Annotated in this window: 10 protein-coding genes; 5 read left to right on the plus strand and 5 right to left on the minus strand. The window is 73.4% G+C overall.

The window, feature by feature from the left end; genetic code table 11:
- Positions 1 to 291: 291 nt before the first annotated feature.
- The gene (locus tag JE024_RS19610; protein WP_205374825.1) at positions 292 to 879 is read right to left on the minus strand and encodes a TetR family transcriptional regulator; all 588 of its coding nucleotides are present in this window, start codon (positions 877 to 879) and stop codon (positions 292 to 294) included.
- An 87-nt stretch (positions 880 to 966) separates the two neighbouring features.
- On the opposite strand from JE024_RS19610, the gene JE024_RS19615 reads away from it, so the two are divergent.
- Together JE024_RS19615 and JE024_RS19620 are read left to right on the plus strand one after the other, a co-directional pair.
- Entirely contained in the window at positions 967 to 1,842 is an 876-nt protein-coding gene (locus tag JE024_RS19615; RefSeq protein WP_244882983.1) for a class I SAM-dependent methyltransferase, read from the plus strand.
- Between the two features lie 21 nt (positions 1,843 to 1,863).
- Positions 1,864 to 2,853 (plus strand): WD40 repeat domain-containing protein, encoded by a 990-nt coding sequence (locus tag JE024_RS19620; protein ID WP_205374826.1) that lies wholly within the window; start codon positions 1,864 to 1,866, stop codon positions 2,851 to 2,853.
- Positions 2,854 to 2,864: 11 nt separating this feature from the next.
- Here the strand turns inward: JE024_RS19620 and JE024_RS19625 are convergent, their stop codons facing one another.
- Positions 2,865 to 3,629, minus strand: coding sequence for a TetR/AcrR family transcriptional regulator (locus tag JE024_RS19625; RefSeq protein ID WP_205374827.1), 765 nt, complete (start codon positions 3,627 to 3,629; stop codon positions 2,865 to 2,867).
- 95 nt (positions 3,630 to 3,724) lie between these two features.
- Between JE024_RS19625 and JE024_RS19630 the strand changes: the two genes are divergently transcribed.
- Together JE024_RS19630 and JE024_RS19635 are read left to right on the plus strand one after the other, a co-directional pair.
- Positions 3,725 to 4,717: an ATP-binding cassette domain-containing protein gene (locus JE024_RS19630; protein WP_205374828.1), complete on the plus strand. Its 993-nt coding sequence runs from the start codon at positions 3,725 to 3,727 to the stop codon at positions 4,715 to 4,717.
- Positions 4,714 to 5,550: an ABC transporter permease gene (locus JE024_RS19635; protein WP_205374829.1), complete on the plus strand. Its 837-nt coding sequence runs from the start codon at positions 4,714 to 4,716 to the stop codon at positions 5,548 to 5,550. Before JE024_RS19630 ends, JE024_RS19635 begins: the two co-directional genes overlap by 4 nt.
- On the opposite strand, the gene JE024_RS19640 is transcribed toward JE024_RS19635, so the two are convergent.
- The 3 genes from JE024_RS19640 to JE024_RS19650 form a co-directional block, all read right to left on the minus strand.
- Positions 5,540 to 6,211, minus strand: a complete 672-nt coding sequence (locus tag JE024_RS19640) for a Uma2 family endonuclease (RefSeq protein ID WP_205374830.1) — start codon at positions 6,209 to 6,211, stop codon at positions 5,540 to 5,542. The two genes, JE024_RS19635 and JE024_RS19640, sit on opposite strands and share 11 nt — an antisense overlap.
- Before the next feature lie 156 nt (positions 6,212 to 6,367).
- A complete protein-coding gene (serC, locus tag JE024_RS19645; RefSeq protein ID WP_205374831.1) occupies positions 6,368 to 7,486 on the minus strand; it encodes a phosphoserine transaminase in 1,119 nt (372 codons plus the stop codon).
- Positions 7,487 to 7,592: 106 nt separating this feature from the next.
- Positions 7,593 to 8,147 carry a GTP-binding protein gene (locus JE024_RS19650; protein WP_205374832.1) on the minus strand — a complete coding sequence of 185 codons (555 nt, stop codon included), beginning with the start codon at positions 8,145 to 8,147 and terminating at the stop codon, positions 7,593 to 7,595.
- A gap of 233 nt (positions 8,148 to 8,380) precedes the next feature.
- On the opposite strand from JE024_RS19650, the gene JE024_RS19655 reads away from it, so the two are divergent.
- Positions 8,381 to 11,323 (plus strand): FAD-binding and (Fe-S)-binding domain-containing protein, encoded by a 2,943-nt coding sequence (locus tag JE024_RS19655; protein ID WP_205374833.1) that lies wholly within the window; start codon positions 8,381 to 8,383, stop codon positions 11,321 to 11,323.
- Positions 11,324 to 11,337 lie beyond the last annotated feature (14 nt).

The following is an 11,337-nucleotide window of genomic DNA, read 5'->3' on the forward strand; positions in this document are numbered from 1 at the left end:
CGCCGGTAACCCGGCAGTGATCGTCGATGTGAGGCTGAACACGGCGCCGCCGGCCCCGCGCTCCTCTCCTCGGCCCGGCCCGCGCCCTCTTCCGCGGCCGGCCCCGTGCACCCTCTTCCGTGGCCCGGCCCGCACCCTCTTCCGCGCCCGGCCCGCACCCTCTTCCGCAGCCCGGCCCGCACCTTTGCCTCGGCCCGCCCCGCACCCCCGGGGTGCCCATCCGTCACCCCCTTCCTGTCGTTCCCGTCGCTCCCTTTCACCCCTTCCATCCCTTCATTCCCTTCATTCCCTTCATTCCCGCGTCAGCGTCGTCACCAGGCGCTCCATCTGGGCGGCCGGGTCCGGGGTGGCCGGGTCGGCGGTCATCAGCAGGTGGTGGGCGGTGGCCACCAGGGCGAGCGCGGTGGACCTCGCGTCCAGTGAGGCCGGGACGCGGCCCAGCGGCTGCTCGGCCCGCAGATAGGCGGCGATCGCGTCCTCGATCGCGGTGAAGCCGGGAGCGCCGGTGGTCATCGCCTCGCGGAAGCGCTCGGTCGCCCCCGGCCGGGTGATCACCAGGGCCGACAGCGCGGGGCCGCCCGAGGCGAGCAGCGCCGACGTCACCTCGGTGAGGTTGCCGCTCACGGTGTCCTGCCCGGCCCGGGAGGGGAGCGCCGCCGCGAGCGCCGATGCGCGGGAGAAGCGGTCGAGGACGAGCTCGGCCACGAACTCGTCGAGCCCGCCCGCGAAATGGGCGTGCAGCAGGCCCTTGGAGCAGCCGGCCTCGTCGGTGACCGCCCGGCTGGTCAGGGCGCCCGGGCCGCCCTTCGCCACGACGCGCTCGGCGGCGGCGAACAGCATTTCGCGGGCGTTGGGTACGGCCACTCCACGGGGTGACATCAGGGACCTTCCGGACAGGGGGTGGACAGGTATGGGCGCTTGCCCATACTCTTTGGGCATACGCCCATTCTAGACGGGGGACGTCTCGTGCACATCGTCGACCACATCAGCAGTCGCACCGGCAACCACATCGCCAACACCGAGCAGGCCCAGGCGTGGAACGGCTACGAGGGCGCCCACTGGGCGCGGCAGCAGGCCCGCTGGGACGAGATCAACGCGGGGTTCACCGCCCCTCTGCTCGACGCCGCGCACATCCGCTCCGATGACGCGGTCCTCGACATCGGCTGCGGCGCCGGAGCGACCACCCGCGCCGCCGCCCGCAGAGCGGTGGATGGGCGGGTCACGGGCGTCGATCTGTCCGGCCCGATGCTGGAGCGCGCCCGGGCCTCGGCCAGGGCGGAGCGGCTCGGCAACACGACCTTCGAGCACGGCGACGCCCAGGTCCACCCGCTCGCCGGGCGGGGCTTCGACGCGGTGATCAGCCGCTACGGCGTGATGTTCTTCGCCGATCCGGTGGCCGCCTTCGCCAACATCCGCAGCGGGCTGCGGCCCGGCGGCCGTGCCGCCTTCGTCGTCGCCGCCGACGGCGCGGGCAATGAATGGCTCCGGGCGCTCGGCGCCCTCGGCTCCGATCTGCCGCTGGGCGGATTCGGCGCCACGGGCGGGCCCGGCATGTTCTCCCTGGCCGATCCGGCCCGCGTCGAGGAGGTCCTGGCCGCCGCCGGTTTCGCGCGGATTCGGGTCACCCGTGCCGAGGCCCCCGGCCGATGGGGCGACGACGCGGAGGACGCGGCGGCCTTCCTGATGGACACGGGCCCGGCGCAGCACCGCTTGAGCCTGCTCGGTGAGGGGGCGGGCATACGGGCGCGGCGGGCGCTCGTCGAACTGCTGCGCCCCGCCGAGCGCCCCGGTGGTGTGCTGCTGCGCGGCACCGCCTGGCTGGTCACCGCCGTGCGTCCCTGACGGGGATGGCAGGCTTGGGGCATGCGCCCGCTCCCCAGCCTCGCCGGCCTCGCCGCCGCCGTCGTCCTGATCGTCTCCGCGTCCGCGGCGCCCGCCGCGGCCGACGACGGCTCCGGGTTCACTCTCAAGGACCCGCGGATCACCGAGTCCAGCGGTCTCGCCGCCAGCCGGGCGCACCCGGGGATCTACTGGACGCACAACGACCAGGACAAGCCAAGGGTGTTCGCCGTCGACTCGGAGACGGGGGAGACCGTCGCCACGATCACCCTGCGCGGCGTGGGCACCCCGCGCGACATGGAGGCCATTTCCGTCGGCGCCGACGGTCACGTCTACGTGGGCGACATCGGTGACAACCTCGACGGCGGCTGGGACCATGTGTGGATCTACCGCTTCCCCGAGCCCGAGCGCCTGCGCGACCAGACGGTCGACGCCACGCAGTTCGACGTCGAGTACGCCGACGGCCCGCGCAACGCCGAGGCGATGATGGTGCATCCGGTGACGGGCCGCGTCTACATCGCCTCCAAGAACGAGGACGGCGGCGGCCTCTACGAGGGCCCCGAGAAGCTGACGGCCAAGGGCACCAACGTCTTCCGGCGGATCGGCGAGGTGCCGTGGGTGACGGACGGCGCCTTCTCGCCCGACGGCGGGGAGCTGACGCTCCGCTCGTACTTCAGCGCCCGCGCGTGGGTGTGGGAGAACGGCCGCCTCGGAGCCGACCGCCGGGTGCGGGCGCCGATCCAGGGGCAGTCCGAATCGGTCACGTACACGCCCGACGGGAAGACGCTCCTGTTCGGCACGGAGGGGGAGCAGAGCGAGGTCGTCGCGGTGGAGGTCGCGCCCCGCGAGGACGGCGGCGGGGGAGCGGGCGGCGGTACGGACGCCGGCTCGGGCCCGGGCGCCGGCAAGACCGCGGGGGAGGAGGGCGAGGGGCGCCTGACGACTTACGGCCTGCTGGTCCTCGGCGGCGGCGCGCTGCTGGTCTTCGCCCTCCGCCGGCGACGCGGCGCCTGACGCCCCGCCCGTCAGGCCGCTCCGGCGCGGGCGGAGACAAGCGCCTGGAAGCCCTCGACGAGGCGCTCCAGCCCGAAGGTGAAATGGTCGAACTGCGAGGAGAAGGCGTCCTCCGAGAGCTCGGCCAGTGACGGGTAGTCCCCGCTGAGCATCGCCTTCGACAGATACGGCTCCTGGCTGCGCCAGAAGTCCTCCTCGGACTGCCCGGTCTGCTGGGCCGCCTCGGCCGACTCCAGCTCCATGCGGGCGATCCCCGACACGAAGCTCTGCACGGCGATGATCACGGAGATCGTCTCCGGGTCGGTCAGCCCCATGCCCCGCAGGGCGGAGAGCGAGACGTCGAGGCCCCGTACCGCGCTCGGGCCGAGGACGGTGCGGGACTGATTGACCTTCAGCAGCCAGGGGTGCGAGCGGTAGAGGGCGAGATGGGCGGCGGCCATCTCGCGGACGGCGTCCGGCCACGCCTCGGGGTCGGTCTGCCCGGGGTCGTCCTCCAGGGGCTCGCCGATGACGCGGTCGAGCATCAGGTCCAGCAGTTCGGCCTTGCCGGGGACGTACCGGTAGAGCGACATCGTCCCGGTGCCCAGCTCGGTGGAGAGACGGCGCATCGACACCGCGGGCATGCCCTCCGCGTCGGCGACCCGGACGGCCGCCGTCACGATCCGGTCGAGCGTGAGCCCGGGCTTCGGGCCGCGGGAGGGGCGCTCACCGGTGCCCCAGAGAAGTTCGAGGCTGCGCGAGACGTCGCCGCTGCCGCTCGTATCGGTCGTCGTCATGACCTCACTTTAATCCGGCATCCTCAAACTGAGTACGGTGTACTCTCTTGTGGGTACGGTGTACTCAGTTGACGTTCGTGAACGCTGGAGGGGCTGTGGAGCAACACGCCGTAGTGGCCGAGGGCATCGAGAAGAGGTACGGGGACAAGCACGCGCTCGACGGCTTCGACCTCACCGTCCGCCAGGGCACGGTGCACGGCCTGCTGGGACCGAACGGCGCCGGCAAGACCACCGCCGTGCGCGTCCTCGCCACGCTGCTGCGCTTCGACGCGGGCCGTGCGGAGGTCGCCGGGCTGGACGTGCGCCGCGATCCCCGCGGCGTCCGGGAGCGCATCGGCCTCACCGGTCAGTACGCGGCGGTCGACGAAGTGCTGACCGGCCGGCAGAACCTGGAGATGTTCGGGCGGCTGTTCCACCTCGGCGGGCGGCGCGCCAAGCTGCGGGCGACCGAACTGCTGGAGCAGTTCGACCTCGTCGAGGCCGGCGGCAAGGGCGTCGGCACCTACAGCGGCGGCATGCGCCGCCGCCTGGACCTCGCCTCGTCCATGATCCTCGCCCCCCGGGTGCTCTTCCTCGACGAGCCGACCACCGGGCTCGACCCGCGCTCCCGCGGCGAGGTGTGGGACGCCGTGCGCCGGCTGGTCGCCGAGGGCACCACCGTCCTGCTCACCACCCAGTACTTGGAAGAGGCCGACAAGCTCGCCTCCCGGATCACCGTCATCGACCGCGGCCGCGCCATCGCCGACGACACCCCCGACGGGCTGAAGGACCGGGTCGGCGGCGACCGTCTCGAAGTGGTCGCCCGCGACGCCGCCGACGTCCCGGCCGTCGTCAGGACGGTGGCCCGGGTCACCGCCGGCGAACCCGCGGTGGACGAGGCCACGCGCCGCGTCCACGCGCCCGTCTCCGACCGGGTCGCCGCCCTGACGGAGGTGGCCCGCACACTCCAGGACGAAGGGATCCCCGTGGAGGACATCGGCCTGCGCAGACCGAGCCTGGACGACGTCTTCCTGCGTCTGACCGGCCACGCCACCGATGAGGAGTCCGGCCTGAAGACCCGCGCCGCGCTGACGGAGGCCATGGCATGAGCGCCGTCGACACCGCCGGCCTGCCCGGGGCACCCGCCACCCACGGCCGCGCCTACTGGGCCGTCGCCGACTGCTGGAACGTCGTCCGCCGCGGGCTCACCTACTACCAGCGCCAGCCCGTGCTGATCGCCTGGCAGCTCGGCTTCCCGATCATCTCCGTGCTGCTCTACGGCTATGTCTTCGGCGGCGCGATGAAGTCCCCCGACGGCGGCAGCGTCCGCGACTTCCTGATGCCCGGGATGTTCGCCATGACCATGGCCTTCGGCTTCATGAACACGGCGATAGCGGTCGTCACCGACGTCGCCAAGGGAGTCGTCGACCGCTTCCGCTCGATGCCGATGGCCCCCTCGGCCGTCGTCACCGGCCGGGGCGTCAACGACCTGATCGTCGCCTGCGCCGAGCTCGCCATCCTCGCGGCGACCGCCTTCGCGATGGGCTGGCGCACCGACTCCGGACTCGCCGCCTCCCTGGGCGCGTTCGGGCTGCTGCTGCTCCTGCGCTTCTGCCTGATCTGGGTCGGCATCCTGCTCGGCCTGCTCGTCCCCAGCCAGGAGGCCGCCGGCGGGCTGTACGCGGTGGCCTTCCCGCTCACCATGATCTCCAGCGTCTTCGTCCCGCCGTCCACCATGCCGGACTGGCTGGGCACGGTCGCCGAGTGGAACCCGATCTCCTCGACGGCCACCGCCGCCCGCGAGCTGTTCGGCAACCCCGTCGCGAGCGACGGAAGCTGGATCCAGGAGAACGCCCTGCTGATGGCGGTGGTCTGGCCCCTCGTCATCACCGCGGTCTTCGCCCCCCTGGCGGTCCGCCGCTTCCAGCGCCTCAGCCGTTGAGGCCCCCGCCGGGGGCCTGTTCCTGCTGAGCCTCTTCCCGTGACGCCCGGCGCCGCCCTGCCGCCAGCAGCCGGGTGGCGTCGAGCTTCACCTCGGCGCCGACGGAGGAAGGAAGCACGATCTGCTGTCCCGGGGCGTAGACCTCATGGCTGTCGTAATCGTTCGTCAGGGGGCTCGTCAGGACATGGACCCGGGTGTGCCGACGGTCGACGATCACATAGACGGGGATCTTGGCCTGGGCGTACGCGACGACCTTGTTCCGCAGGTCGTTCCGGTAGTTGCTCGACGTCACCTCCAGCACGAGCCGGAAGGCGGCGGGGTCGTAGCAGTTGAACTCGATCAGATGCTCGTCGAGGTCGGCGTCGACGACGGCGAGATCGGGGATGGCGTAATCCTCCGGGCCGTCGGGAAGCCACAGCCCCACTCCCTGGAGCACGTGCGACTCTCCGCCGTGCAGGCCGGCGGAGAGGAAGGGAATCATCACATCCGTCAGCACGGCGGCGTGGGCACTGTCGGGGGGTGGGGCCACGGTGATGACGCCTCCGATGATCTCGACGCGGTGGCCGGGAAGCTGCTCCATCAGGCGGTCGGCCTCTTCGAGCAGGGTGGGCGGCTCGCCGTCACCGGGCTCACAGGGGTGCTCGACTGCTGCGGCAGACATGCGGGCCTCCTGGGTGCTGGTGTCGAGAGCATCATCGTAGGGCGCGCGGTTCGCAGGAGTCCGGGAAGCGGAGCCTCACACCATCGGGTGACCACACGCGCGCGGGGCGCCGACCGTGATCGGTCGGCGCCCCGCGGGCCGGTGCTTCCGGGTGGGTCAGAGCTTCTCGATGACGTGGTCGATGCACGCGGTGAGCGCCTCGACGTCCGACGGCTCGATCGCCGGGAACATCGCCACGCGGAGCTGGTTGCGGCCCAGCTTGCGGTAGGGCTCGGTGTCCACGACGCCGTTGGCGCGCAGCACCTTGGCGACCGCGGCGGCGTCGATCTCGTCCGCGAAGTCGATGGTGCCGATGACCTGCGAGCGCTTGGCCGGGTCGACGACGAACGGGTTCGCGTACTTGGAGGCCTCGGCCCAGCCGTAGAGGGTGCGCGAGGAGGTGGCCGTGCGGCGCACCGCCCAGTCCAGACCGCCCTGGCCGTTGATCCACTTGAGCTGCTCGTTGAGCAGGAAGAGGGTGCTCAGCGCGGGGGTGTTGTACGTCTGGTTCTTGCGGGAGTTGTCGATCGCCGTCGGCAGGCTGAAGAACTCCGGGACGTGCCGGCCGGAGGCGTGGACCCGCTCGGCGCGCTCGATCGCGGCCGGGGAGAACACCGCGATCCACAGGCCGCCGTCCGCGGCGAAGGACTTCTGCGGGGCGAAGTAGTAGACGTCCGACTCGGTGATGTCGACGGGCAGGCCGCCGGCGCCCGAGGTCGCGTCGACCAGGACGAGCGCGCCCTCGTCGGCGCCCGCGACCCGCTTGATCGGGGCGGCGACACCGGTCGAGGTCTCGTTGTGGGTGAGGCCGTACACGTCGACACCGGCCTCCGCCCGCGCCTCGGGGTGGGTGCCCGGGTCGGAGGAGATCACGGTCGGCTCGGCCAGCCAGGGCGCCAGCTTGGCGGCCTTGGCGAACTTGGAGGAGAACTCGCCGAACGACAGGTGCTGGGACTTGTTCTCGATCAGCCCGTGGGTCGCGACGTCCCAGAACGCGGTGGAGCCGCCGTTGCCCAGGATCACCTCGTACCCCTCGGGCAGCGAGAACAGCTCGCGCACACCGTCGCGCACCTCGCCGACCAGGTTCTTGACCGGGGCCTGGCGGTGGGAGGTGCCGAGAAGGGAGGTACCGGTGGCGGCCAGGGCGTCCAGCGCCTCGGTACGCACCTTGGAGGGGCCCGCGCCGAAACGGCCGTCGGCGGGCTTGATGTCAGCGGGAATCTGGATATCAGCCACGAGCCGGAGGGTATCGCCTCCGGTGGCCCTGCGGTGACGCGGTCCGTTCCATGAGACGCCCGTCCGGCCCGGGCGCACCTCTCTGAGCTGGGTGATCTTGGCCGGATCAGGAGGTGCCGGCCGAGACGGTGTGCAGATGCTCCATGAGGGCGATGAGGACGAACTTGCTCGACGAGTGGTCCCGCGCGTCGAACTCCACCAGCGGCACCCGGTCCGGCAGCCCGAGCTCGCCGCGGATCTCGTCCTCCGAACGGAACGGCCCGCCGAAGTCGTTGACGGCCACGATGTACGGGGTGCCGTGGTGCCCCAGCAGCTCGACGGCGAACCGGGCGTCGTCCACGGCCCGGGTGTCGACGAGCACCACCGCGCCGATGGTGCCCTTCAGCAGCCGGTCCCACAGGAAGCGGAAGCGCTCCTGACCAGGGGTGCCGAACAGATAGAGAACCGTTTCCTCGTCGAGGGTGATCCGCCCGAAGTCCAGGGCCACCGTCGTCGCCGTCTTGGCGGGGAACGACACGGCCGGCAGGGCGCCGGTGATCGTCTCCTCCGTGTGCAGCGAGCGGATCTCGCTGACCGAGCGCACCATCGTGGTGCGGCCGGTGCCGTGCCCGCCGACCACGACGATCTTCGTCGCGCTGAGCTGCGCCCCGGCGCGGGTCATCGTTCCTCGGGGGTTCCGGTCATCGGGCGATGCCTTCCGCGGGTGCGAGGGGCGCAGCCGGAGCCGCTGGTCTCTGATCACGTTTCCGGTCAATCCGTGGTCACTATAGGAGAGTTGACGATCAGTTGGGCAAGGGCCCTGACGCTCCCGGCTCATGGTTGTGCCCGCAACGTTCCCAACCGACCCGCTTTACGCACGTGTACCGGGCGGTAGCACGGGCCATCCTGGGAGACATGGCGCACGAGGAGCACGAGCGGGACCGCGGGCGGGTTCGCGGACGGAGCCGGCGGAGCGGGCGGACGCCCGCCGCGGGCCCGGAAGAAGATCGGCACCCAGGGGATACGGACGAACTGGCCCGCGCGCTCACCGCCGCCGTCCGCGGCGAGGTCGACTTCTCCGCCGCGGCCCGCGCCCTGGTGACGATGGACGCCTCCAACTACCGCCGCGTCCCCGCCGGAGTCGTCGCCCCGCGCGACGCGGACGACGTGGCCGCCGCCCTCGCCGTCTGCCGCGAGGCCGGGGTGCCCGTCGTCCCCCGGGGCGGCGGCACCTCGATCGCCGGCCAGGCCACCGGCACCGGCGTGGTCCTCGACCTCACCCGCCATCTGCGGGACGTCGTCCGGCTGGACCCGGAGGCCCGCACCGCCGTCGTCGGCCCCGGGGTCGTCCTCGACCGGCTGCGGGAGGCCGCCGCCGTCCACGGCCTCACCTTCGGACCCGACCCGTCCACCCACAGCCGCTGCACCCTCGGCGGCATGATCGGCAACAACGCCTGCGGCTCCCACTCGGTCGCCTGGGGCACCACCGCCGACAACGTCCGGAGTCTCGACGTCGTCACCTACGACGGCCGCCGGCTGCGCCTCGGCCCCGACTGGGCAGGCGCCCCCGACGGACTGCGGGAGTTCACCCACGCCCACCTCGCCGCCCTGCGCACCGCCTACCCGCCCGGTCTGCCCCGCCGCATCTCCGGCTACGCGCTCGACGCCCTGCTCCCCGAGCGCGGCGCCGACGTGGCCCGCGCCTACTGCGGCAGCGAGGGCACCCTCGGCGTGCTGACCGAGGCCACCGTGCGGCTCGTCCCCGCGCCCGCGCACCGCGCCCTCGCCGTGCTCGGCTACCCCGACGAGAGCGCCGCCGCCGACGCCGCCCCCGGCCTGCTCGCCCACACCCCGCTGACCCTGGAGGGCATGGCCGAGGACCTCGTCCGCGACCCGGCCGCCCGCGCCGGCCTGCCCCGCGGCGGGGCCTGGCTGTTCGCCGAGACCGGCGGCGCGAGCGCCGCCGAGGCCCGCGCCGCCGCCACCGCCCTGGCCCGCGCCGCCGACGCCCTGGACACGGCCGTCGTCGGCGACCCGGCCGCCCAGCGGACCCTGTGGCGCATCCGCGAGGAGGCCGCGGGCACCGCCACCCGGATGCTCGACGGCGCCGAGGCATGGCCCGGCTGGGAGGACTGCGCCGTGCCGCCCGCACGGCTCGGCGCCTATCTGCGCGACTTCCGGGCCCTGCTCGCCCGGCACGGGCTGCGCGGCACCCCCTACGGCCACTTCGGGGACGGCTGCATCCATGTGCGGATCGACTTCGACCTGGTCTCCCCGCGGGGCGTCGCCGCCTTCCGCGCCTTCTCCGAGGAGGCCGCCGCCCTGGTGGTCGCCCACGGCGGCTCCCTCTCCGGCGAACACGGCGACGGCCAGGCCCGCGCCGAACTGCTGCCCGCGATGTACGGGGACGAACTGGTCCGCCTCTTCGGCACGTTCAAGGACCTCTGGGACCCCGACGGCGGCCTCAACCCCGGCATCCTCGCCCGCCCGGCCCGGCTCGACGAGAACCTGCGCTTCGAGGTCCTGCCCGCCGCTCCCGTCGACGTCGCCTTCGGCTACCCGCAGGACGACGGCGACTTCCGGCGCGCCGTCCGCCGCTGCGTGGGGGTCGCCACCTGCCGCACCACGGCCCCGGCGTCCGGCCCCACCGTGATGTGCCCCTCGTACCGGGCCACCGGCGAGGAACGGCACTCCACCCGCGGCAGGGCCCGGCTCCTCCACGAGATGCTCGCCGGCGAGGTGGTCACCGACGGCTGGCGGTCCACGGAGGTCCGCGACGCCCTCGACCTGTGCCTCTCCTGCAAGGGCTGCCGCAGCGACTGCCCCGTGGGCGTCGACATGGCCACCTACAAGGCCGAGTTCCTCCACCACCACTACGCCGGCCGGCGGCGGCCCGCCGCCCACTACTCCATGGGCCGGCTGCCGCAGTGGCTGCGCCTCGCCGGGCCGGTCGCCCCCCTCGTCGACGCCCTGGCCCGGGTGGGCCCGCTCGCGGCCCTCGCCAAGCGCCTGGCGGGCATCGCCCCCGAGCGCGAACTCCCGCGCCTCGCACGGCGCTCCTTCACCGCACTCGCCCGGGAACGGGCCCGCGGCCGGACCCGGGTGCTCGCCCCCGGCCGGTACACCGTCCTGTGGCCCGACACCTTCACCGACCGCCTCGCCCCCGCGGTGGGCACGGCCGCCCTGCGCGTGCTGGCGGACGCCGGGATCGAGGCCGTCCTGCCGCCCGGCCGGGTGTGCTGCGGGCTCACCTACGTCTCCACCGGCCAGCTCGACCGCGCCCGTGCCGTGATGCGCCGCACCCTCGACACCGTCGAACCGCTCCTCGACCTGGACGCCCCCGTCACCGTCCTCGAACCGAGCTGCGCCGCCGCGCTCCGCACCGACCTGCCCGAACTGCTCGGCGACGACCCCCGGGCCGCCCGCCTCGCGTCCCGGGTCCGCACCTTCGCCCAGACCCTCGCCGAACACGCCGCCCCCGGCTGGACCCCGCCGCGTCTGGACCGCCCCGTGGCGGGCCAGACCCACTGCCACCAGCACGCCGTCCTCGGCGACGCCGCCGAACGCGCCCTGCGGGACGCCGCCGGACTCACCGGCACCCTCAGCGGCGGCTGCTGCGGCCTCGCGGGCAACTTCGGCTTCGAGAAGGGCCACTGGGAGGTGTCCGTCGCCTGCGCCGAGGACCACCTGCTGCCCGCCGTCCGCGACGCCCCCGGGGGCGCCGAACTCCTCGCCGACGGCTTCTCCTGCCGCACCCAGCTCCACGACCTCGGCGGCCACCGCGCCCGCCACCTGGCGGAGGTCCTGGCACAGGCGCTGGACGGGCGCGACGGGGACGACGGGGAGCGGGGGCGCTGACCGGGCGCCCCGGC

It is taken from the genome of Streptomyces zhihengii (assembly GCF_016919245.1).
Lineage (GTDB): Bacteria > Actinomycetota > Actinomycetes > Streptomycetales > Streptomycetaceae > Streptomyces > Streptomyces zhihengii.